The 23,836-nt window shown below is 43.4% G+C and carries 22 protein-coding genes; 5 read left to right on the top strand and 17 right to left on the bottom strand.

Annotated elements, in window-relative coordinates:
- Window positions 1–34: 34 nt before the first annotated feature.
- The 3 genes from ACZ41C_RS07855 (at window position 35) to ACZ41C_RS07845 (ending at window position 2,609) form a co-directional block, all read left to right on the top strand.
- On the top strand, window positions 35–1,180 hold the full coding sequence (locus tag ACZ41C_RS07855) for a CNNM domain-containing protein (protein ID WP_464565379.1): 1,146 nt from the start codon (window positions 35–37) through the stop codon (window positions 1,178–1,180).
- A gap of 6 nt (window positions 1,181–1,186) precedes the next feature.
- Window positions 1,187–1,660, top strand: a complete 474-nt coding sequence (locus tag ACZ41C_RS07850; protein ID WP_464565377.1) for a methylated-DNA--[protein]-cysteine S-methyltransferase — start codon at window positions 1,187–1,189, stop codon at window positions 1,658–1,660.
- Between the two features lie 235 nt (window positions 1,661–1,895).
- Window positions 1,896–2,609 (top strand): 3'-5' exonuclease, encoded by a 714-nt coding sequence (locus ACZ41C_RS07845; RefSeq protein ID WP_464565375.1) that lies wholly within the window; start codon window positions 1,896–1,898, stop codon window positions 2,607–2,609.
- Window positions 2,610–2,843: 234 nt separating this feature from the next.
- Here ACZ41C_RS07845 and katG read toward each other — a convergent pair whose 3' ends face one another.
- From katG to ACZ41C_RS07830, 3 genes are all read right to left on the bottom strand, one after another.
- The gene (gene katG / locus ACZ41C_RS07840; RefSeq protein WP_464565373.1) at window positions 2,844–5,096 is read right to left on the bottom strand and encodes a catalase/peroxidase HPI; all 2,253 of its coding nucleotides are present in this window, start codon (window positions 5,094–5,096) and stop codon (window positions 2,844–2,846) included.
- A 219-nt stretch (window positions 5,097–5,315) separates the two neighbouring features.
- Window positions 5,316–7,526: a S8 family serine peptidase gene (locus tag ACZ41C_RS07835; protein ID WP_464565371.1), complete on the bottom strand. Its 2,211-nt coding sequence runs from the start codon at window positions 7,524–7,526 to the stop codon at window positions 5,316–5,318.
- A gap of 158 nt (window positions 7,527–7,684) precedes the next feature.
- Window positions 7,685–8,662, bottom strand: a complete 978-nt coding sequence (locus ACZ41C_RS07830) for an endonuclease/exonuclease/phosphatase family protein (protein ID WP_464565369.1) — start codon at window positions 8,660–8,662, stop codon at window positions 7,685–7,687.
- Window positions 8,663–8,737: 75 nt separating this feature from the next.
- Between ACZ41C_RS07830 and hflX the strand changes: the two genes are divergently transcribed.
- Window positions 8,738–9,952 (top strand): GTPase HflX, encoded by a 1,215-nt coding sequence (gene hflX / locus ACZ41C_RS07825; protein WP_138256539.1) that lies wholly within the window; start codon window positions 8,738–8,740, stop codon window positions 9,950–9,952.
- A gap of 265 nt (window positions 9,953–10,217) precedes the next feature.
- On the opposite strand, the gene ACZ41C_RS07820 is transcribed toward hflX, so the two are convergent.
- The 13 genes from ACZ41C_RS07820 to ACZ41C_RS07760 all read right to left on the bottom strand — a co-directional run bounded on the left by ACZ41C_RS07820 (window position 10,218) and on the right by ACZ41C_RS07760 (window position 22,352).
- On the bottom strand, window positions 10,218–11,144 hold the full coding sequence (locus ACZ41C_RS07820) for a DUF3078 domain-containing protein (RefSeq protein ID WP_464565366.1): 927 nt from the start codon (window positions 11,142–11,144) through the stop codon (window positions 10,218–10,220).
- Between the two features lie 70 nt (window positions 11,145–11,214).
- Window positions 11,215–11,721: a DUF2480 family protein gene (locus ACZ41C_RS07815; RefSeq protein WP_138256541.1), complete on the bottom strand. Its 507-nt coding sequence runs from the start codon at window positions 11,719–11,721 to the stop codon at window positions 11,215–11,217.
- Between the two features lie 23 nt (window positions 11,722–11,744).
- Entirely contained in the window at window positions 11,745–12,077 is a 333-nt protein-coding gene (locus ACZ41C_RS07810) for an SUF system Fe-S cluster assembly protein (RefSeq protein ID WP_138256542.1), read from the bottom strand.
- Window positions 12,078–12,082: 5 nt separating this feature from the next.
- Entirely contained in the window at window positions 12,083–12,505 is a 423-nt protein-coding gene (locus ACZ41C_RS07805; protein ID WP_154917634.1) for a SufE family protein, read from the bottom strand.
- 72 nt (window positions 12,506–12,577) lie between these two features.
- Window positions 12,578–13,792: an aminotransferase class V-fold PLP-dependent enzyme gene (locus ACZ41C_RS07800; protein ID WP_464565731.1), complete on the bottom strand. Its 1,215-nt coding sequence runs from the start codon at window positions 13,790–13,792 to the stop codon at window positions 12,578–12,580.
- Between the two features lie 212 nt (window positions 13,793–14,004).
- Window positions 14,005–14,661, bottom strand: coding sequence for a porin family protein (locus tag ACZ41C_RS07795; protein ID WP_464565363.1), 657 nt, complete (start codon window positions 14,659–14,661; stop codon window positions 14,005–14,007).
- A 7-nt stretch (window positions 14,662–14,668) separates the two neighbouring features.
- The gene (sufD, locus tag ACZ41C_RS07790) at window positions 14,669–15,985 is read right to left on the bottom strand and encodes a Fe-S cluster assembly protein SufD (RefSeq protein ID WP_138256545.1); all 1,317 of its coding nucleotides are present in this window, start codon (window positions 15,983–15,985) and stop codon (window positions 14,669–14,671) included.
- 83 nt (window positions 15,986–16,068) lie between these two features.
- A complete protein-coding gene (gene sufC, locus ACZ41C_RS07785; protein ID WP_154917636.1) occupies window positions 16,069–16,821 on the bottom strand; it encodes a Fe-S cluster assembly ATPase SufC in 753 nt (250 codons plus the stop codon).
- A 6-nt stretch (window positions 16,822–16,827) separates the two neighbouring features.
- Window positions 16,828–17,694, bottom strand: coding sequence for an N-acyl homoserine lactonase family protein (locus tag ACZ41C_RS07780; protein WP_138256547.1), 867 nt, complete (start codon window positions 17,692–17,694; stop codon window positions 16,828–16,830).
- Between the two features lie 121 nt (window positions 17,695–17,815).
- On the bottom strand, window positions 17,816–19,261 hold the full coding sequence (gene sufB, locus ACZ41C_RS07775; RefSeq protein ID WP_138256548.1) for a Fe-S cluster assembly protein SufB: 1,446 nt from the start codon (window positions 19,259–19,261) through the stop codon (window positions 17,816–17,818).
- A 59-nt stretch (window positions 19,262–19,320) separates the two neighbouring features.
- Window positions 19,321–19,650: a HesB/IscA family protein gene (locus ACZ41C_RS07770; protein WP_464565360.1), complete on the bottom strand. Its 330-nt coding sequence runs from the start codon at window positions 19,648–19,650 to the stop codon at window positions 19,321–19,323.
- A gap of 125 nt (window positions 19,651–19,775) precedes the next feature.
- Entirely contained in the window at window positions 19,776–21,119 is a 1,344-nt protein-coding gene (locus ACZ41C_RS07765) for a hypothetical protein (protein ID WP_464565358.1), read from the bottom strand.
- A gap of 3 nt (window positions 21,120–21,122) precedes the next feature.
- The gene (locus ACZ41C_RS07760; RefSeq protein ID WP_138256551.1) at window positions 21,123–22,352 is read right to left on the bottom strand and encodes a choice-of-anchor B family protein; all 1,230 of its coding nucleotides are present in this window, start codon (window positions 22,350–22,352) and stop codon (window positions 21,123–21,125) included.
- Window positions 22,353–22,413: 61 nt separating this feature from the next.
- Here ACZ41C_RS07760 and thiL point away from each other — a divergent pair, with 61 nt between their 5' ends.
- Window positions 22,414–23,463, top strand: coding sequence for a thiamine-phosphate kinase (thiL, locus tag ACZ41C_RS07755; protein WP_464565355.1), 1,050 nt, complete (start codon window positions 22,414–22,416; stop codon window positions 23,461–23,463).
- Between the two features lie 147 nt (window positions 23,464–23,610).
- Here thiL and ACZ41C_RS07750 read toward each other — a convergent pair whose 3' ends face one another.
- Window positions 23,611–23,826: a hypothetical protein gene (locus ACZ41C_RS07750; protein ID WP_138256553.1), complete on the bottom strand. Its 216-nt coding sequence runs from the start codon at window positions 23,824–23,826 to the stop codon at window positions 23,611–23,613.
- Window positions 23,827–23,836 lie beyond the last annotated feature (10 nt).

Raw genomic sequence — 23,836 nt, 5'->3', positions numbered from 1 at the left:
TTAAATTGGTATCTTAGGCTCTCAAAACTATTGTATGGGATTGCTCATTTTTTACGCTGTTATATCCATTTTTTTCTCATTTCTGTGCTCCATTCTGGAAGCTGTACTGTTGAGTATCACCCCAACTTTTGTGAACGTTAAAAAAAGGGAAGGAAAAACCTATGCGATATCGCTAGAAGAACTAAAACAGGATGTGGACAAACCCCTCATTGCCATACTTACCCTAAATACCGTTGCCCATACAGTTGGTGCCATTTTGGTGGGTGTTCAGGCAAAAGTAGCCTATGTGGAAATGTATGGAAGTACCACCCGTTCCATAGCCGGGATTGAATTTACCGAGGATCTTATGGTAGGTGTAGTCTCTACCATTATGACCATTTTGATATTGGTCGCCTCAGAAATCATACCTAAGACAATTGGTGCTACCTATTGGAAGCAACTCGCCAATTTTACCGCAAAGGCGCTAAAGGCCATGGTGCTTGTTCTAAAATACACCGGTTTGCTTTGGTTGTTACAACTCTTCACCAAATTGGTCGGGGGCAAGGGCCATCATGGCAGTGTACTGAGCAGGGAGGATTTTACCGCCATGACGGATATGGCGCATGAAGAAGGTGTCTTTCAAAAGTCGGAATCGACCATCATTAAAAACCTGTTACGTTTTGAAGAAGTTCAAGTGAAGGATATTATGACACCCAGGGCCGTGATGAAAATTGCTTCCTCCAATCAAACCATCCAGTCCTTTTTTGAGGAAAACCCAAAGTTGCGCTTTTCCAGAATACCAATTTTTGAGGAAAAGGTGGACAACATTACCGGTTTCGTCCTTAAGGATAATGTGTACGAGGAAATCATCCATAAAAACGGGGAATTGCCCTTGGTAGAGATAAAGCGTGACATTCTTTTGACTAAGCGCGATACTCCCATTCCAAAACTGTTCGATACGTTCGTAAACAAGCGGGAGCACATTGCATTGGTAATGGACGAATACGGTTCCGTAAGTGGACTAGTGACCATGGAAGACGTTATTGAGACCCTTCTAGGGCTTGAAATCATGGACGAGAGCGATAATGTGGCCGACCTGCAATTGTTGGCCCGTAAAAATTGGGAAAACAGGGCCAAACAAAGTGGCGTGATTGAAAAGAATCCCGTTGCGGAGGATGCTACAAAAGAAAAAGAAGACTAACCATACATGGAAACTGCCTTTATCCATACGCCTTTGGGAATTGCAAAGTTGGAAGGGGATGAAAACGGACTCAACTCCATCACTGTTTTGGATACCGATGAAACACTTACCGATATCATTCCTCCAGACCTGGAAGAAGCCGCCTATCAATTAAAGGAATACTTTGAAGGCTCAAGAACACAATTCGATTTGTCCCTGAACCCATCCGGAACCGATTTTCAAAAATCCGTTTGGAAGGCCTTGCAGGATATTCCCTATGGTAAGACGGTTACCTACTTGGACTTGAGCAAAACCTTGGGCGATGTAAAGGCCATTAGGGCCGTGGCCTCAGCAAATGGAAAAAATCCCTTGTGGATCGTGGTTCCATGTCATAGGGTCATTGGTAGTGATGGTTCCCTTACCGGCTACGCCGGCGGCCTACACCGTAAAAAATGGCTACTGGAACATGAAAACCCTGTTAAACAGCAGACACTTTTTTAAATTTTACAAACCAATCGGTCTATTAGCTATTTTCATTCAAGTAATAATTTCTATTTCAAGGTAAAACACCGATTGAATTGGATGTAAATCTATTTTTACCATATCGTATTAATTTTTTCTAAACCTAAAAAAGACTACTTGGTCGGTTCCCTAAATTTTACCTCTTTGATAAGATTAATCTTATTGAAATTAAAATATTATCCTAACTTGGAAGGGCTAACCGTTATGCCAGAGTATGTTACACAAACTGAATTTGGAACACATCCTATTTTTGGATATCGAAACCGTCCCGGAAAAAGAACAGTTCCAAGAATTGGACGACGCGAAACAAGAACTCTGGGAGCAAAAATCCAAATACCAACGAAAGGAAGAGTTTACCGCCGAGGAATTTTATGATCGGGCCGGTATTTGGGCAGAGTTTGGCAAAATCATCTGTATTTCCGTAGGGTATTTTAAAATGCAGGGCGAAACCTTCCAATTTAGGGTTACCACGTTTCACGGGGATGAATCCAAACTTTTAAAGGATTTCAAAAACCTTTTGAACGGGCATTTCAGCGAAGCCAAACACCTCCTCTGCGCCCACAATGGTAAGGAGTTCGATTTTCCCTATATCGCCCGCCGGATGATCATTAATGGTATCTCCCTACCTTGGAAACTGGACCTTTTTGGAAAGAAACCCTGGGAAGTGCCCCATTTGGATACCATGGACCTTTGGAAATTTGGGGATTACAAACATTATACCTCCTTAAAACTAATGGCCAATATTTTAGGAATCTCCTCACCTAAGGAAGACATTGATGGCAGTATGGTGCGGGACGTCTTCTACGAAGAGAAAAACCTGGACCGCATCATTGAATATTGTGAGTTGGATGTGGTTACCACCGCCCAAGTCTTCTTAAGATTACGAAACGAGCCGCTGTTGGAGGATTATCAGATAAGGAAGGTGTAAGGCCCCCTAACCCCCAAAGAGGAAAGTTGCTTGTTGGTATTTGGTGGTTTGCTTATTTTTTAAATCCTTCTCAATGTCAAAATAAGACACCGTAATCTGGCTTACGAACGATATTTAAATCAGTAAACATCGGTTGGATTGATATGGGTGTAATTTATTAAATTCTAACTTTTGCAAATAAAACAGGGCAGCCGATCGGCTGCCCTATTAAATAAATAATTGAGTTAGTCTGAATTACTTTTTCAAGTCAAACCTGTCCAAGTTCATCACTTTGGTCCATGCCTTTACAAAGTCCTTTACAAACTTCTCTTTGGCATCGGAGGTGGCATATACCTCAGCTAGGGCCCTCAATTCCGAGTTAGATCCAAAAATCAAATCCACACGCGTACCTGTCCACTTCTTGGCACCCGTTTTACGGTCGGTTCCTTCAAACAGGGAATCATCATCCGAAATAGACTTCCAAGTAGTTCCCATATTCAATAAGTTTACGAAGAAATCATTGGTCAGCTGGTCCTTCTTATCGGTAAAAATACCGTGATTGGAACCGTCAGAATTTGCACCTAAAGCACGCATACCTCCTACCAATACCGTCATTTCGGGCGGTGTAAGGGTCAATAGATTCGCCCTGTCCACCAACAATTCCTCGCCTTTAACGGAATACTTTCCTTTGGTAAAGTTCCTGAATCCATCAGCCAATGGTTCCAAGGCTTCGAATGCCTCAACATCGGTATTTTCTTGGGATGCATCCGTTCTTCCTGGAGCGAATGGCACGGTTACTTCATGACCGGCATTGTGCGCCGCCTTTTCTACGGCAGCGGTTCCAGCCAATACAACCAAGTCTGCAAAGGAAACTTTTTTGTTTCCAGATTGGGCATCGTTGAATTCTTTTTGGATACGCTCCAAGGTATCGATGACCTCTGCCAGTTGGGTTGGATTGTTGGCTTTCCAGTTCTTCTGTGGAGCCAAACGGATACGTCCGCCATTGGCACCACCTCTTTTATCAGAATCCCTGTAAATAGAAGCTGCTCCCCACGCGGCTGAAACCATACTGGACAATGACAATCCAGAAGCCAAAATGTTTTTCTTCAATTCAGCGATATCGGAATCATTTACCAACTCATGGTCTACCGCAGGAACGGGATCTTGCCATAAAAGAACCTCTTCTGGAACTTCGGGCCCTAAATATCTATCCAACGGCCCCATGTCCCTGTGCGTTAATTTAAACCACGCTCTTGCATAGGCATCCGCAAACTCATCCGGATTTTCCAAAAAGTGTCTGGATATCTTTTCGTAAGCAGGGTCCATACGTAAGGACATATCCGTCACCAACATAAAAGGTTGATGGGTCTTCCCTTCAATATGCGCATCTGGAACGGTACCTGCACCAGCATCGCCTACGGGCTTGTACTGCCATGCCCCTGCGGGACTTTTTGTCAATTCCCACTCAAACCCAAATAGGTTTTTAAAGTAATTATGGCTCCACTTTGTAGGAGTCTGGCTCCAAGCACCTTCCAGTCCACTAGTAATCGTATCCGCACCTACACCACTATTGAAGTTGTTTTTCCATCCCATACTCTGCATGGTGATGTCCGCACCAGCTGGTTCTGGCTCCAAAAATTCGGAATCCTTGGCAGCACCGTGCGTTTTACCAAATGTATGTCCCCCAGCAATCAAGGCTACAGTCTCATAATCGTCCATCGCCATTCTACCAAAGGTTTCACGGATATAATGTGCCGCTTCCATCGGATCTGGATTGGCATTGTGCCCTTCCGGATTCACATAAATAAGTCCCATGTGGGCAGCTCCCAACGGATTTTCCAGTTTGTTGCCATCAGAATCATACCGCTCCTTATTGCCCAACCATTCGGTCTCGGAACCCCAATAAATGTCCTCTTCCGGCTGCCAAATATCCTCACGACCACCACCAAAGCCAAACATTTTAAGTCCCATGGACTCGTGGGCAACATTTCCGGCCAAAATTAACAAGTCTGCCCAGGAAATCTGCTTTCCATATTTTTGTTTGATGGGCCATAATAACAATCTGGCCTTATCCAAGTTTGCGTTATCCGGCCAACTGTTCAAAGGTGCAAAACGCTGGTTTCCTGTACTTCCCCCTCCACGTCCATCAGATATTCTATAGGTACCGGCTGCGTGCCAGGTCATTCTAATGAAAAATGGTCCATAGTGTCCATAATCCGCCGGCCACCAATCCTGACTATCGGTCATTAGATCGGTCAAATCCTTTTTGATGGCCGCCAAATCCAGTTTTTTGAATTCCTCGGCATAGTTGAAGTCAGGATCCATGGGGTCCGACTTGGAAGAATGCAGCCTCAAAATGTTCAGGTTCAACATATTGGGCCACCAATCCCTGTTAGTGGTTCCTCCGCCTGCAGATTGGTTCATTTGCCCGTTCAAAAATGGGCAAGCGGCGGCTTCTGAATCGTTCACGTCCCATGCTTCTCCATGGAGATTTTTACTAGTATCCATTGTGTTTAAGTTTTTAAGTTCCAGTACTGGTAAAGGTACCAAATTAGGGCCTGAAATGAATAGCTATTTTCTTGTTTTGACTTATTTCAATATCGATTTTGTCTATGTAGGAGGTTTTCCAGATATCTAGAAAAAAGACCCGACGTGCATTTGGCATGTCGGGTCCGAATAATAGGAAAAATGAATTGGTTCCGGGGGAATACGGGACGAATTAAAAACTTAATTTTTATAGAATTTGGTACTTTTGTATGTGTCACCATCCTTAACTTGAAGGATGTACATTCCGGTGGCAAGATCGGCCACCTGAATAGGCCCATTGTTTACCTGACCTACTTTTAATTCTATTCCGGCAGAAGAGATAATTCGATACATTGCTGAATCACTTAATTCGGTCAGAAGGCTTATTTGGTTTATTGCAGGATTGGGATATACGGAAAAGTTGATGCCTTGGTCCGTACTTAGAGTCTGGAATACATCCAAGGGCCCTACCATGGTGTTGGTTCCTTCGAAGGTAAACCTGTATTCCATGCCAAATTCCGAGGCCATATTTTGGGAGCAAAAGGTCCTAACCCGCACTATGTAGGCTTCGTTCTGAACCAAACCTGATAGGGCCTTTGAATGGGTCGTGGTAAAGTCTGAAATCCATGCATCATCCTTTTCGTTTCTGTACTGGATTTCATAGAGACCATCCGCAATTTCGTCCCATTCCAAGGAAATTTCTTTTTCAAGTGCGTTTGCCAGTGCCAATCCCACGGGTGCCTCCAAACTACATTCTGTAAAGGAAGCCCCCGAAACTATCAAGGAAAAGTCCTGCTCATCCTGCAATAACCCTTCTTTATGGGAAACAACTATGGTATACGTGCCTTGAGCATTGGGTATTTCAATTTTCTCAAATGGATCTACCGCATTATCGCCTTGTTCAGCTGAAGCATTTGGGTTTTTGGGATTCAACATCCAAGGAAGAAAGGTTCTTCCGTTTTGGGTTATTCTGATGTCCAAATCGTTCACGAGTGCGGGTGTACCATCGTTCAACGTTCCCCGATTTATATATTCCGATGCAGGATCGGTCCATGAAATGGAAGCCGTAAGTGTCTCGCCAGCAGTTGCCTTAATCGTAAATTCAAATGTTTCTCCCGATGCCAAGGTACTTTCCGAAACATGCGTACTAAAATCCTTTTGAAACAATAGCTCTGCAGCCTTTTTCGCATTCATCACGCCCCATCCCATCTTATAATCCGGACCCGGAGCATCCACATCATCCGCGGTATGCAAAGCCAAGCCTTTTAGGGTGGCGGCCTTTAAATAAGAGCCATAAAGTTGTTCGTTATACTGTTGCAGTAACAATAGGGCACCTGTGACGCCTGGTGTTGCCATGGAAGTACCCGAGGATACATCATAGCTGGTATCTCCTTTCGCATCGGTTGAAACAATGGAAGATCCGTCTCCGGCCAAATCCGGTTTTATTCTTCCATCGTCTACTGGGCCATAGCTGCTATAGGACGATACCGATGCTTCTTTTAAGTTTCCCCTTGTATCGATTCTAGTATTGGATCCCGCCACAGTAATCCCGTTTTTGGCCACGGTAAATCCCAAGAGCAAATCGAAACCATCTTCACTATTTCCAAAAATAGGGAATTCGTTATCCCCACTATGCCGTGCATTCCCCGCCGCCGTTACCATAAGATAGTAGGGGGCGTTGAACATGATATTGTCCCAGTCCTGGGCTACCTTGATATAGGAACCAAAATACCAATCCGGTACTCGGTCCGATTTTATGCCGTAGGAATGATTGGATAACAATAGACCGTTTGCAGCGGCAGACGCAACCTCAATCTTGTCCCGAGTCCAGTCATGGGAAAGCACATGGGCCCTATAGGCAACTCCCTGGGCATCCCTTTTTATCCCTGAGGAAATCAAACTTCCCGTGACCATGGTGGCATGCGCATCGATTTCGGTGCTTTCGTCATAAATAATTGCCCGATCATCAAATTCTTGGTGGGAGGTCAGCGCAACTCCCGCATCCCAAACCCCTACCTGCATTCCCAAACCGTCCAGATCCAAATTTAATAGTCCATTGCTATGCAGTGCAGAAGCCCTGGAAGCTTGGCTGGCATTATCTGCATAAGTTTCATAATAAATGGGGCTTCCATCCTGACCAATTTCCTGTAATTCCACCTTTTTACCGTCGGGCAAAACCTCTTTTATTTTCAGTTTATTCGCTTTGGCCATAGCCAAAATCTTGGACCTATTGTCTTCATAATCGAATTCAAGGTCAACTTGCATGGAACCAAATTTGGAAAAATCATATTCCTGCTTAATTAAGGACTTAAATTCCTTTGATTGCGCAGCCATTCGTAGGCTTCCAAAAACAAGAAAAAAGAGAAGCGAAATCTTTACGCCCCTATGGAAAAAATAATATCTATAGTCCATAACACAAATAAATTATGTAAGATTTGGACTACAATATTATTGAATGACTCGAATCGGGAAATTCGGTACATCCATAAATTCGATGAACTACATAGTAGTTTTAAAAAGGGTGTTGTGAAAGTATCTTTTTTTGATGTTTGTAAGGTTATTCCTTCTTTTTACTTGTTCAACTTTAAAACGATATATACGGGAAAATGATCGCTATAACCGCCCAGGTATTTCCTTCCTACAAAGGTCCTAAAAGGATTACCCTTATATTTTCCCTTTAGTTCCTTTAGATAATCTTGGTCAAAGATATTGGCGGTGTCAAAACTATGGCTTCCCTTTTCATATTTATAGAATCTATGGGAGAGTAGTATTTGGTCAAAAAGACTCCAGGTTTTTTTATAACTGGCGCTACCCCGGGATTTGGGTATATGAAGGCTTTCCATCGGGTTGTGCAACCCCGTATTTTGTAAAAGGGACTGGATGCTACTGGACGAGGGGTCGTCATTGAAATCGCCCATTACGATATACTTAGGGTCGGTTTCATCCCTTTGAATAGCGACCATCTTTCTTTTTATAACCTCGGCTGCGGCAATTCTCTTATATCCGGTGCTTTCCACACCCTCCCTTCTTGGAGGCCAATGGTTTACGAACAGGTGTATTTTCTCGCCGTTCAGTAGTCCGCAGACATAGAGTATATCTCTGGTAGTATCACGTTCTCCATCTGGATTGCTGATTATAAGTGGAATTGCTCCTGAGGTGAGCACCTTAAAATATTTTTTGCGGTAAATGAGCCCTGTGTCGATTCCCCGTTCATCGGGAGATTCATAGTGTACAAAATCATAATCCACATCCTCTAGAGGCTCCGTTTCAATCAGGTCCTTTAAGACAGAGCGATTCTCAACTTCGGCAACGCCTACTATTACGGGTGGATATGGATTTGCGAATTGTCCTATGCCAAATATGGTCTTGGCTAGACCGGATAATTTCTTGCGATACTTCTTCTGGGTCCAGTTCTTATATCCGTCCGGGGTAAAATCTTCATCCAACGTACGGACATTGTTCTTAGGGTCAAAAAGATTCTCCAAATTGTAGAAGGCAATGGTATATAAATGTTTGGAAGTTTTCTTTTTGAAGAATGGAAATCGCATGTCCTTTTTTTAAGGGGCCATAAAATTACTAAAATAGCATAGGCGGTTTTCCGTAATTTTGCACTTTACATATATATGTTAGAGAAGAAGACCATAGAGTACGAAAAGGCAGTCCTTATTGGAATCATCAATAGGGAACAAAACGAAGAGAAAGTAACGGAGTATCTAGATGAATTGGAGTTCCTTACCTACACGGCGGGTGGGGAGGTCATAAAACGTTTTGTCCAAAAAGTGGACGTCCCAAATCCAAAAACACTTATTGGCAGCGGGAAAATGGAAGAGGTAGAACGTTTTGTGGAAGAAAACGAAATTGGTTCCGTCATTTTTGACGATGAGCTTAGCCCTGCCCAACAGCGGAACATAGAAAAACAATTGCGGTGCAAAATTATAGACCGTACCAGCCTTATTTTGGACATCTTTGCCCAACGGGCTCAAACCAGTTATGCAAGAACGCAGGTAGAGTTGGCACAGTATGAATATCTATTGCCCCGCCTCACCGGTCTGTGGACCCACTTGGAAAGGCAAAAAGGGGGTATCGGGATGCGAGGTCCGGGTGAAACGGAAATTGAGACGGATAGACGTATCGTCCGCGACCGAATCACCTTGCTCAAAAAGAAACTCGAAAAGATTGACCGACAAATGGAGACCCAACGAGGGAACCGAGGCTCCTTGGTGCGTGTCGCTTTGGTAGGATATACCAATGTAGGCAAATCCACCCTAATGAACGTCATCAGCAAAAGCGAGGTTTTTGCGGAAAATAAACTTTTTGCCACGTTGGATACCACAGTTAGAAAAGTGGTATTGGGCAATCTTCCCTTTTTACTAAGCGACACCGTAGGGTTCATTCGCAAACTCCCTACCCAACTGGTAGAAAGCTTTAAAAGTACTTTGGACGAGGTACGTGAGGCCGACCTTCTACTGCATATCGTTGACATTTCCCATCCCCAATTTGAGGAACATATCCATTCGGTCAACGAAATCCTTACGGATATCAAAAGCTCCGAGAAAAAGACCATTATGGTCTTTAATAAAATTGATCAATATACGAATGAGGTTATTGCCGAAGATGATCTCATGACCGAAAAAACCTCCAGACATTTTACCATTGAGGAATGGAAACGCACTTGGATGGAAAAAGTGGGCGATAGGGCCTTGTTCATTTCCGCCTTAAATAAAGAAAATCTGGATGAATTCAGAAAACGGGTGTACCAGGAGGTCAGGGACATACATGTGACACGTTTTCCCTACAATAATTTTCTTTATCCGGAGAATTTGGACGAATACCAATAGTCATTTAAAGACTTTGGTGTCGTTCATCGATCAAATCAAACCTCTCATATTTTACACCACATTTTGGATTGGGTTCACAACATAAATGCGGTACAAATTGAATCTAGGCCGTACCTTTACTCTGTGTTTAAGTGATAGTGTTGACCCCAAATCAGTATTTAACTTCTTAAGCTAAAAGTAAAAACCCCAAGTTTTACGATACCTACTTAACCAAAAAGCCCTCCTAAAAAGGAGGGCTTTTTATTTTAATAATACTAGTCTTTTCTTAGAAAGCGTAGTTAAGACCAAACAGCACATACGTCTGTAGATCGTTCTCCACGTCATCAAAGGAAGTAGCCGTTGCCGGTGTTTGGTTCAAGGCATAGTTTAGGGCCTCTTGCTTGTTATTCCTTAGACCGAACTCAAAACCGAGTCCAATACCATTCCAAAGCGTATAGCCAAAGGAATTGATCCATGTGTAATTGGACAAGTCACCGCTTTTGTAGCTTTGGAACATAGAAAGATTGGTCTTAAAGTTAACGGCACCTATTTTTCTGGTGTAATCCGCCACGATCTTGGCTCCCAAAGAAGACTCAAAAACAGCGTCGTTCTTGCTAAACACAAAGTTGTAGTTCAAGGGATGGATGACCACTACCAAATCCGTAATTGGGGTCCATGTAGCACCAACTCCCAAATCCAAATATCCAGGATCGTTGAAATTGCTCAATAAGGTGGTTCTGTACTCGACCAAACCGGATATGGCGAATTTTTCGCTCAATTTTTGACCGTACAAGGAGGAAATAGTAAATACGTCCGATGCCTGTCTGAAGCTGTCATCATCGCTGGGGTCATCCTTGTCATCGAACTTAACCCAGGCAAGATTTACGTTCATGGAGTTTCTCCAAAAAAACTTCTCCTGCTTTAGGTTTGCGAATCCGTTTACGGTAACACCAATATTTCCGGAAGAGTTGTTGGGAGAACCTTGGGCATACCAGTTGTTGAAATTGGTCAAGTTGGCTCCTATGGTACCAAAAGCACCTTTTTTCCAGCCCGGAAGTGCGTCAATTTTTGCCTGAATGGCGTCTACCCTACCCTGAATAGCGGCAATGGAATCCTTTTTAGGGGCCATCTCCGCTTTTAATTCCGCTTCGGTCTGTGCAAATCCAAAAGCGCATCCCAAAAGAAGGAATGTAACTAAGAAAGTGTTTTTCATGATTTAGTGTTTATTTCAATTAGACACCAAATTTACGAATAGTCACTTTTTAGATATAGAAATTGACTGATTATTTACGCTTGAAAAGGGGTACAGAAGAACAGGCTTCCCCGTACATGATGGACTTGGCCACTTTCTGCAGTTTTTGTGTCAAAAAAATGTAGGCGTTCGGGGGAACCGGTCTTTTACTACAACCCTTTACAATTATAGGCATATCTTGGTATGGGGAAAGGTCCAAAGTATTTATGACATCGTAGTAAAGTGCGGTCTCCAAATCCTCCAGTGAACCCTGTACAATTCTTTTGGCGATCGGTTGTAATTTGGTCGTAATCAACATAAACGCCCATCCGGGCACAATGGCATCACTGGAACAAGTTAGCGCCACATAACAGTCCTGGTATTGGCTCCAATCATACTCCTCCAGAGCTGTCCTAAACTCTTTTTCCCTCAGAATAATGCCTTCGTACAACCAGTACTTTATGTCCAAAAGTTTCCGTTCACCGGTAGGATAATGGTCTTCCAGGTTGAAAGTGAACAGTTTGCTGTTAGCGACCCGATTGATGATTTCCTCTGCCATACCATTCCTTATTTGGCCGAAATTTATAACAATCCCAGTTCCAACTTAGCCTCTTCGCTCATCAAATCTTGGGTCCATGGAGGGTCGAAGGTAATCTCTACCTCGGCGTCCTTGATGGCATCCAAGGATTTTACCTTTTCCTCCACCTCCACTGGAAGTGTTTCGGCAACCGGACAGTTGGGGGAAGTCAAGGTCATCAATATTTTAACCTCGTTGTCCTCATTGACCAGTACATCATAAATTAGTCCCAATTCATATATATCCACAGGAATCTCAGGATCGTAAATGGTCTTGAGCACCTTTACGATTTTCTCCCCCAATTCTGAGGTATCCGTTCCTACTACTTCTTCGTTCATATCTATTACTTTATTTGGGTTTGATAGGCCACTGCATAGAGTTTCAACTGCTTGATCATACTCACCAGTCCGTTGGCCCTTGTGGGCGATAAATGTTCCTTAAGTCCTATTTTATCTATAAAATCGGTGTCAGCCTCAATGATATCCTTAGGTTTTTGGTTGCTGAATGCACGTATCAAAATGGCGATGATTCCTTTGGTGATAATGGCATCGCTGTCCGCTGTGAACACCAATTTATCATCCTGCAATTCTGCATGCACCCACACCTTACTCTGGCAACCTTTGATGATATTGTCATCGGTCTTATAGGCATCTTCAATCAAAGGTAACGACTTGCCCAATTCTATCATATATTCATAACGCTGCATCCAGTCATCAAACATGGAAAACTCGTCTATAATTTCTTCCTGTATTTCTTTTATCTGCATGTATTGTTTTCTACAAAAATACAATAGGAATTCTTGGTAATCAAAAGTTTAGTCTTACTCTAACAAATTGCCTTACAACAACATGTTTCGGGCCCTTTGTATACCTTCGACCAAAGTATCTACTTCGGCCATAGTATTATAAAAACTAAAGCTGGCCCTTACCGTACCCGGAATTTTATAAAAATCCATGATGGGTTGGGCACAATGATGACCGGTTCGTACGGCGATGCCCAATTTGTCCAAAATAGTGCCAATATCATAGGGATGTACCCCCTCGATATTGAAGGAGATGACCGAGGTCTTGCGTTGTGCCGTACCATATATTTTGAGTCCCTCTATTTTCAGAAGCTCACTGGTGGCATAGGCCAGTAAATCGGCCTCATATTCCGCTATATTCTTAAATCCTATTTGGTGCATGTAATCCAGTGCCGCACCAAAAGCGATGCCTCCACAAATATTTGGGGTGCCTGCTTCAAACTTATGGGGGAGATCGGCATAGGTGGTTTTTTCGAAGGTCACTTCGGCAATCATTTCCCCACCCCCTTGATAGGGCGGTAGTTTATTCAACCATTCCTCTTTACCATAAAGCATACCTACTCCGGTAGGGCCGCATATTTTGTGGGCGGAGCAGGTATAGAAATCCACATCCAACGCTTGCATATCGGCGACAATATGGGGTGCGGCCTGTGCACCGTCTATCAATACTGCGGCACCCACACCATGGGCCTTCTTAATTATTTCATCTATAGGATTAATGGTTCCCAAGGCATTCGATACATGGTTACAAAAGACCACTTTGGTTTTGTTGGACAACATTTTTTCATATTCCTCCATCATCAAATCCCCTTCCATGTTCATTGGAATAACCTTCAAAATGGTCCCTGTTCGCTCGCACAACATTTGCCATGGCACAATGTTGGAATGATGCTCCATGGCAGAGACTATGATTTCATCGCCGTCTTCCAATAACGCAGCAAACCCGTTAGCGACCAAGTTGATGCTATGCGTTGTTCCCGAGGTAAAAATTATTTCATAGGGTTTGGCCGCATTAAAATGCTTCTGGATTTTTATTCTGGCCTGCTCGTACTTATCCGTTGCCTCCTGTGAAAGGGTGTGAACGCCTCTGTGGATGTTGGCATTGTAGTTTTCATAATAATCCACGATGGCTTCAATGACCTGTTTTGGAGTCTGCGAGGTCGCCGCATTGTCCAAATACACCAAAGGCCTGTCATTGACCTTTCTCTTTAGGATGGGAAAATCTTCGCGTATCTTATTTATATCCAACATATCGATGTATTGATATACAAAGATACCCGATAGCCAAGACATATAGGGTATTTGAAGATTTGAAAGTTTATTAATAAAAAGCTAAAACCCATTCGGACTTATAAATATGTTTATCCCCTTTGCAATCATGCGGATAAAACCTTACATTTTGACTAAAGACTATTTCACATTAACCTTAGATTACTAGAAAAACTCCAATTTTATATTGCAAATCACTTAAATAAATAATTCAACGATAATTGTATGGAAGCGTTATAGTTCTGTGCTCCTTGCAAGGCATTCAACCTATTTCGAAGCCCGATATAAAACCTTGGGGATATGGAGAAATTGTTGTTTAATATAAGTCCTAGTCCCACAGCCGCGCCATAATCCAATTGAAAATCCCCAGAAATCACAGCCCTTCTTTCTGCATTTATATTCTGGTCCAAATCCTTGATTTTTGTTACCTGATTGAGCAAAAATCCAAATTGAGGTCCAAACTCCAGGTCTATACGGTCATTTAGCGCAAACTTTCCCAAAATAGGTATCGTAATGAAGTTTAATTGAACGTTGGTTCTAAAATCGTTCTCTTCGCCAACAGCACCATTTGTCTGGATGGCGGCCAGATCCGTACTATATTGAAATCCCTGGGATGAATACATAAGCTCTGGCTGCAACTTAAATGTATCGGAGAAATCAATTTCCATAAAAATGCCACCGTGACCTGAAAATCTAAACTTTAGCCCATCCGTAAGGTCACCTACAATGGAAGAATAATTGAGTCCCCCTTTTAACCCAAAATGTGCCTCTTGTGCCTTTACACCTAGGTCTGACAATAAAAAAAGGGCCATTGTAATAATGGCCCTTAAATATCTATTAGTATGTTTCATAGCACTTCTATAAGTCGAACCCTAGGTTCACCCCTAATTTATTCGCTATTAATTTATTGATCCGTGTTTTGAGTTCCGGAATCCGAACCGTTGCCAATACGTTGTTCGCAAAGGCGTACATCAATAGGGCACGTGCCTCTTTTTGGGGTATTCCACGAGTCTGTAGATAGAACAAGGCATCTTCATCCAATTGCCCAATGGTACATCCGTGGGAGCATTTTACGTCATCGGCAAAAATCTCCAATTGCGGTTTGGTATTGATGGTCGCCTTATCACTGACCAAAATATTGTTGTTCTGTTGGAAAGCATTGGTCTTCTGGGCAATTTTATCCACTATGATCTTACCATTGAAGACCCCAGTGGAACTGTCTCCATAAATCCCTTTATAATCCTGATGGCTTTCGCAATTGGGCTCTATATGGTGTACCAAAGTATGGTGGTCCACATGTTGTTTATCGCCCAAAATGGTAACGCCTTTCATAGTGGAGTCTATGTACTCCCCATTCTGATAGAAATTCAGGTTATTTCGTGTCAATTTCCCTCCGAAAGAAAAGGTATGCACCCTTACCACACTCTTATCCTTTTGGTCGATATAGGTATTATCGATTAAAGAAGCCGTTGGTGCATCGTTCTGAATTTTATAATAGTCCACTATACCGTTTTCCGCTGCAAAAATTTCAGTCACGGAATTGGTCAATACTTCATTGCCTGTTAAGCTTTGGTGCCGTTCAATAATCTGCACTTCGGCATTCTCCTCCACAATGATCAGATTTCTGGGCTGTAACATCAAAGAAGCCTCGTTCCCAGTGGCAAAATGTAGGATTTCTATAGGTTTCCTTGGCATTTTGTTCTTGGGAATGTAAATGTAGGCCCCTTCCCTACTGAATGCCGTGTTCAAGGTTGTCAATGATTCATCCTTGGATGCTACTTTGTTAAAGTAAACATCGATTACGGGCTGGTACATGGGTTTTGTCAACGCTGCGCTCATCAAACAAATGTCCACACCGTCATGGGTGGTCTCCGAAAGGTAGGAACTATAGATTCCGTCGATAAACACGATTTTATAGGTGTCTATCTCGTGCAGAAAATATTTTTTGACATCCTTATACTCCAAGGCATTCTCCTCTTTTGGGAAGATGCTAAAGTCTATTTTCTGAAGACTGTTCAAGGATGTGTATTTCCACGCTTCCTCCTTTTTGGTGGGAAAACCTTTTTTTTCAAAATTCTTTATAGCTTCCGTACGTACGTCGTGAACGGGATGCTCCACATCCACGTTGTTCTCGAACGCCATAAAGGAAGAAATCAATTTATCTTTTAAATCCATATTTTTTAGTATTGAGTAGTTAGTATAAAGTGGTTAGTTTTTGATATTTCCCACCTCGTACTTAATACCTTGTACTTTTTACCTTAAATGGCAGCTTCCTGCTTTAACCAATCGTATCCCTTTTCCTCCAGTTCCAGGGCCAATTCCTTGCCTCCGGACTTTACGATTTTACCATCGTGCAAAACATGGACAAAATCGGGCACGATGTAATCCAACAATCTTTGATAATGGGTGATAACCAATACCGCGTTGTCCTTACTTTTTAATTTGTTAACCCCGTTTGCCACTATTCGCAACGCATCAATGTCCAATCCGGAATCGGTTTCGTCCAAAATTGCCACTTTTGGCTCCAACATGGCCATTTGAAAAATCTCATTTCGTTTCTTCTCCCCTCCTGAAAATCCTTCGTTCAAGGAGCGGGACAAAAACTTGCGGTCTATTTCCAACAATTCCGATTTCTCACGGATCAATTTCAGCATCTCGTTCGCTGGCATATCTTCCAAGCCCTTTGCCTTTCTGGATTCGTTAATAGCAGTCTTCATGAAATTGGTAACCGATACGCCAGGAATTTCCACGGGATATTGAAAGGAAAGAAAGATTCCCTTATGCGCCCTTTCCTCCGGAGCCACATCCTCCAAATCCTCACCGTCCAATTCCACGGATCCTTCAGTGACCTCAAACTCTTCCTTACCGGCTATTACTTCTGCCAAGGTACTTTTCCCAGAACCATTGGGCCCCATGATCGCATGGACCTCGCCGGCCTTTATTTCCAGGTTTATTCCCTTTAATATCTCCTTGTCATCTACCTGCGCATGCAGGTTTTTAATTTTCAACATAGTCTGTTACTTTAAAAATTCAGGTGCCTTTGGCATTTTATTAAAATCGTCCTTTTGATGTTGTACGTACACCTTAGCGCCCATTTCCTTTACAAATGTTTCAAAATCTTCCATGCTTGCCAGTGTTTCTTCCACATCATAGTTAAAGCTAGGGACTCGTCTGTGCTCCCTATTTTCGTATAGATGATATAAATCTCCAGACAATAGTGTGGGTCCGTTTTCCGGCAGGTCCAGAAACAGGACCTGATGCCCTGGTGTATGGCCGGGCATGGATTTTATAATGACACTTCCATCGCCGAAAACATCATAATCACCTTCTAGTTTCTTAATCTTATCCAATTGCTGTATCGCCTCATAGATGCCTTCACCACTATTCTTGACATCTTCGCTGGTGACAAAATCATATTCCGGACCTTGTACCAACCATGTGGCATTTTTAATGGCATTGGCATGACCGCTATGATCAAAATGGGTATGGGAAAGTGCTATATAATCGATGTCATCTGGTGTTAATCCAATTTTCTTCAATTGGTTTACAACACTATCCTGTCTAGATACGGTAAATGCCCCGGCATCGTCTGTATAAGCAGGTTGTCCTACCAACATTTCCGGAAGGCCGGCATCCCACATCAAGGTTCCTTTGGGATGTACCACAACATAGAAGGGATCCGCGAACTCCTTTGTTTGGCCCTGGTAGGTAGTATCCTGTGAAAATAATTGAAGATTGTTTACCATGATGGTACCTCCATCCAAGGTATACAGCTTTATTTCTGGGGCTACTTCTTCAACAACCTCCGTTTTTTCTTCCTTTTTTATCTCCTTGCATGAAAATGCCACCATGGCGACCAAGGAAAGAAGTATGTATCTCTTCATTTTAATGTAATTTGATTAGTGTATTTCTATTGTTCAATTCGATTTCAAATAAACTGTACACATCTATTAAATAGACTTATTCCATCGCAGAAAAGTCGGAATGGATGGAATGCGTACGATTCTAACCAACGGAACCTTCCAAACTTATTTCCAATAATTTTTGTGCCTCTACCGCAAACTCCATAGGTAATTTGTTAAGAACTTCCTTACTGAATCCGTTTACAATCAGGGCAATTGCCTTTTCCGTATCGATTCCCCTTTGGTTACAATAAAAAATCTGGTCTTCCCCAATTTTACTAGTGGTTGCCTCATGCTCAATTTGGGCCGACTTGTTCTTCGCCTCGATGTAGGGGAACGTATGTGCCCCACACTCGTTGCCCATCAACAGGGAATCGCACTGCGAAAAATTCCGAGCATTGTCCGCACGGCTGTTGATCTGTACCAGACCTCTATAACTATTCTGTGATTTACCTGCGGAAATCCCTTTGGAAATGATGGTACTCTTAGTATTCTTGCCCAAATGGACCATTTTGGTACCTGTATCCGCCTGTTGAAAGTTGTTGGTGACCGCAATGGAATAAAATTCCCCTATGGAGTTATCCCCTTTCAATACACAGGATGGATATTTCCAAGTAACTGCCGACCCCGTTTCCACTTGGGTCCAGGAAATCTTGGCGTTCTTCTCGCAAAGTCCTCGTTTTGTAACGAAGTTGAAAACACCCCCCTTACCTTCCTTATCACCAGGGAACCAGTTTTGTACCGTTGAGTATTTAATTTCGGCGTTGTCCAAAGCGATAAGCTCCACCACGGCCGCGTGCAATTGATTTTCATCCCTTGATGGCGCGGTACAACCTTCCAGATAACTAACATAACTTCCCTCATCGGCGATGACCAAAGTCCTTTCGAACTGACCCGTACCGGCTTGATTGATCCTGAAATAGGTGGAAAGTTCCATGGGGCATTTAACCCCTTTGGGGATATAACAAAAGCTACCATCCGAAAACACGGCAGAATTCAAAGCGGCGTAGAAATTATCTTTCTTTGGAACCACGGTTCCCATGTACTTCTTGACCAATTCTGGATGCTCTTGTATCGCTTCTGAAATGGAGCAAAAAATTATACCTTTTTCGGCCAAGGTCTTTTTGAAGGTTGTCGCTACGGATACGGAATCCATCACGATATCCACAGCCACACCGGCCAATTTCTTCTGTTCGTCAATGGAAATCCCCAACTTTTTGAAGGTTTCCAACAACTCTGGATCTACCTCGTCCAAACTATTGTATTTAGGCTTTTTGTTGGGGGCCGAATAGTAGGAAATAGCTTGGAAATCAGGTTTTTTATAACGGACGTTCGCCCATTCCGGCTCCTCCATCTCTAGCCATGCCCTATAGGCGTCCAAACGCCATTGGGTCATCCAGTCCGGCTCGTCCTTCTTTTTGGAAATCGCAATAATAATTTCCTCATTAAGACCCACGGGAAGGGTATCCGATTCTATATCCGTATAGAAACCATATTCGTATTCCTTGGTTTCAAGTTCCTTTTTTAATTCTTCTTCAGTATATGCCATATCCTTTCAATTTGCCAATTTGAAAATTCATTCAATTGGCTAATTATCAAATTTTCAAATCACAGTGAAAAGCTTTCGCCACAACCACAGGTACGTTGCGCATTGGGGTTGTTAAAGACGAAGCCCTTACCATTGAGACCCCCGGAGTAATCCAAGGTTGTACCCACTAAATATAGGAAACTCTTTTTGTCCACAATGATACGGACATCGTTATCCTCAAAAACCTTGTCCGTTTCATCCATTTTGTTGTCAAAATTGAGCTCGTAGGACAGTCCACTGCAGCCACCGCTCTTCACACCCACCCTAACAAAATCCTTAGAAGCGTCAAAACCCTCTTCTTCCATGAGGGTAATCACCTTCTTTTTTGCCGTTTCCGATACTTGTATCATATCTTAAAATGGATTAATTATAAATAGTCTACAAATATACTTCATTGCCACCTATTTACAATAGAGCATAACATTATTATAACGTATAAAACTATAGGTATTCTCTATGTGTTCAAGGTCCTGGATTATCGAAGTTTGACAAGGACCAAATCCGATTTTCCCTTGTTGGAAATTTCAAGAAAATCCGGACTGATGGTCTCCCCCACCAACACAATGCTCCCGTCCGCACTTTCTACCAAATCGAAACCAAAATCGATACTGGATCCTCCAAAGGATTTTTGCCAAACCAAATTACCGGACCCATCGGTCTTGATAAGCCAAATATCGTTCTCCCCTGCGTTTTCCGTCGCGTCCTGATCGGTGCTTTTGGAGTTGCCCAATACATAATAACCTCCATCCTTACTGGCAATTACGGCCTGCGCCGCATCAAAACCGCTGCCGCCGTAGGTACGTTCCCAAACCAGTTTTCCGGAAGCATCGACCTTGACCAACCAAATATCTGATTCGCCTTTATTCTCTCCAATGTCGCCATCGGTACTAAAGGTATTCCCGGCAACTACATAGCCACCATCCAAGGTATTGGCAATGTCATAGGAAATTTCTATACCCGTTCCCCCAAAAGAGCGTTCCCAAACAAAATTCCCCAAAGCGTCCACCTTCACCAGCCAAAAATCATAACTCCCCCGGGTACTGCTGATGTCAAAATCATCACTTTCAGAAAAACCGGCCATTACAAATCCGCCATCCTCCGAAGGCACAACCGCGTGGGACCTATCATTGTTGGTGCCCCCAAAGTATCTCCGCCATTGCAACGAGCCTTTATCATCAATTTTGGTGCCCCAGAACTCGCCCACACCATGACGGGTAAGGGTATTGAACTTTTCGGTATTTCCATCCGCCCGGGCGGAAGTGATATCCAAAAAACCGGTAAAAAAGAAGCCTCCATCGGCGGTTTGTAGAATATCGTAGGAATGGTCATGCCCCGAAAATCCGAAACTTTTTTCCCATTCAACTTCACCCGAAGCATTAAGCTTCAAAATCCAATTATCATGAAAACCCTTGTTTACGGAACCGTCCCCGTCATCGCTCATGGCGTATCCGGTGAGGGCAAAGCCTCCATCAAAAGTCTGGACCAAGCTCTGGCCCCGGTCATCCTTGGAACCGCCATAGGTCTTGTTCCATTGCAGGTTTCCATTGGCATCCAACTTCAAAAGCCAATAATCGTTTACCTCCAATTCCTTGTCCAAAATACCGCCATCCACGCTATTGGTAAAGCCCAAAATGGCATAACCACCATCGGAAGTCTGTATGATGGCCTGACCGGTATCCTCGCCACTTCCGCCAAAATTTTTAATGTATTCCACTTTCCCCTCAAAATTGCTTTCAGATACGGACAACGGTTCGTTGCCCAGATCCGTGGAACAGGAAAAAATCAAAAGGGCACCTAGGTAACAAAGGTATCTGGACATAGACTACTCGGATTTTTTGATAACGAAAAAGCCATTACTGATATCGCTTACCACAATTTTACCGCTTTCAAAGTAGGGGTATACACTCCAAACCCCGTCAAATTTAGTTTCATCGTCCAGAGGATAAGTGTCAAAGAAACCCACCTCTGAAATATTTCTGGCATCCACATCTGAAATATCCAAAACCCGCACCCCGGCCGTGTAGTTGGCCAAAAAGAATTCATCCCCCATCACATAACCGTTATGGTCAATGGCACTTGTTGGTCCCAGATATGTATCATGCAACACGGGATTGTCCAGGTCCGACATGTCAAAAATCAAGGTGCGAGACCTAAAACCCGAATTGATCTCATCCAGCTCATCGCCCAAAATAAAATAACGCTGGTCTTCCGTAAACCAGCCCTGGTGGGTATAGCCGATATTCGGATAGGGAAGCGTAGCGATTTCCACGGGATTCCCTTTGTCCGTTATATCAACCAACACAATCTGCGTCTCATTGGCCCCAACAAATAGTTCCGCACCGGAGTAATCGGTATCTGGACCGTTATAGGTAACCACCTGGGCATCATGGGTATAGCCATTCGTCCCCCAGCCTCCGGCAGCCAAGGGCTCCGTTGGGGTTGTGAGGTCCAGAAAGTGGACGCCTCCGTTAAAGGCATCGTTTCGATCCGTACCTACAGGGTAGGCAAATCCTGAATTTTCATTGATGACGATATTATGGGCATTTCCGATACCAGTGTAACGGCCATCAGCTTCAAACACCTTGGGAATTCCTCCCGTATCGCGCAATTTGGTAAGGTCAAAAACCTGTACGCCGTGCCCCGATGCTTCCGCCACAATGTAGGCGAAATTCCCCATGACTTTGATATCCCTCCAGGGACTTGCAACGGTAGCGGTGGGCAACTTGCCCAAATAAACCAGGCTTTCGGTATCGGTAATATCGATAAAAGCGGTTCCATTGTCCAGTCCCATCAAGGCGTATTCCTTACCTGTGGAAGCATCCGTCCAGCCCCAAATATCGTTGGCTTCCTGAGCGTTAAAATCGGCCACGGCCATGTGTCCCAACAAATCGTACCCCTTGCAAGGATACTCCCCGGCCAATCCGTTTTCGCAAGGTGTGAAAGAGGTTTCCACAGGCTGCTGGATGTTTCCTTGTCCGTCCACGGGCCCTTCGTCCTCCTTGGAACAGGCGGACAATACCGTAATCGCAATGATCAATAGTGCAAACCTCATAGGTATAAAATTATCCCATTCGTAAATATACGATATAAAATATCCTGTTTACTTTTGCAAAATGCTAGAAGACAAGAACAAAGAAAGAACCTCCTTGGAAAAATTGGGCGAGTTTGGCCTGATCGATCACCTGACCCAACATTTTACAATAAAACATCCTTCAACGATCAAAGGCGTTGGCGACGATGCCGCAGTACTTGATTTTAAGGATAAAAAAGTGGTGCTTTCTACGGATTTACTGGTGGAAGGCGTGCACTTTGACCTTAGCTACATGCCCTTGAAACATTTGGGATATAAATCGGTCATGGTAAACCTGTCCGACATCTATGCCATGAACGCCAAAGCAACCCAGATTACGGTTTCCCTAGCGGTCTCAAACAGATTTCCCTTGGAAGCCTTGGAAGAATTCTACGCTGGCATCCAATTGGCCTGTGAGACCTATGGCGTGGATATGATCGGTGGCGATACCACTTCGTCCAAAACGGGCATGTTGATCAGTGTGACGGCCCTTGGCGAAGCATCGAAAGAAAGCATAGCCTACCGCTCCGGGGCCAAGGAAAACGACCTATTGGTGGTTACCGGCGATCTGGGCGGTGCCTACATGGGACTGCAAGTTTTGGAACGAGAGAAGGAAGTCTTTAAGGTAAACCCGAACAACCAGCCGGATCTGGAGCCGTATTCCTATATCGTGGAACGCCAACTAAAACCCGAAGCCCGAAAGGATATCGTTGAACTATTGGCCAAATTGGAGGTGAAACCTACCTCCATGATCGACATAAGCGATGGCCTTTCCTCGGAAATATTGCATTTATGTAAAAATAGCGGTGTAGGATGTGCCCTCTACGAAAATAAAATTCCACTGGACCCTACGGTCATTTCTACCTGTGAGGAATTTAAGATGGACGGTACCATGATCGCCTTGAGCGGGGGTGAGGACTATGAACTTCTGTTTACCATTGACCAGGCCGATTTTCCAAAAATAAAGGGAAATCCCCACCTAACGGTCATAGGCCATATGACGGACAAATCGCAAGGAGCGAATCTCGTAACCCATGCGGAAACGTTGATTCCTTTGAAGGCACAGGGTTGGAATTCGTTTCATTCCCAATAAAAAAATCCTGAAAAAAAAGCGCTGTTCTTTCCTTAACCGTTGTGGGGCATACGACAGGTAAGATTAAAAATGCGTACTTAATTTCCAGGAATTCTGTGGGGTTTTGAAAACTAAGGTTCCAAAACCGGCTATATTTTCGCTTCAGGATTAGGCTACCTGATGTTCGCTGTGTCTATATTGGTAAATACGTTCCAAGGTTTTATTAATATCCTGCAATTCTGGGGTTAAAATAGATAAGTTACCACTTACGTCCGTGGTGACCTCTTTGTTGCAGTGGATACATTTGTACTCCTTGATATGGGATGTCACTTTTTTGGAAACTGCGTAGTGATGTCCAAAAATGATGCAGAAAAGTTTTTTCATGCCATAGGAT

It is taken from the genome of Maribacter sp. C-4077 (assembly GCF_055378385.1).
This window is presented reverse-complemented; position numbering and strand designations above follow the sequence as displayed.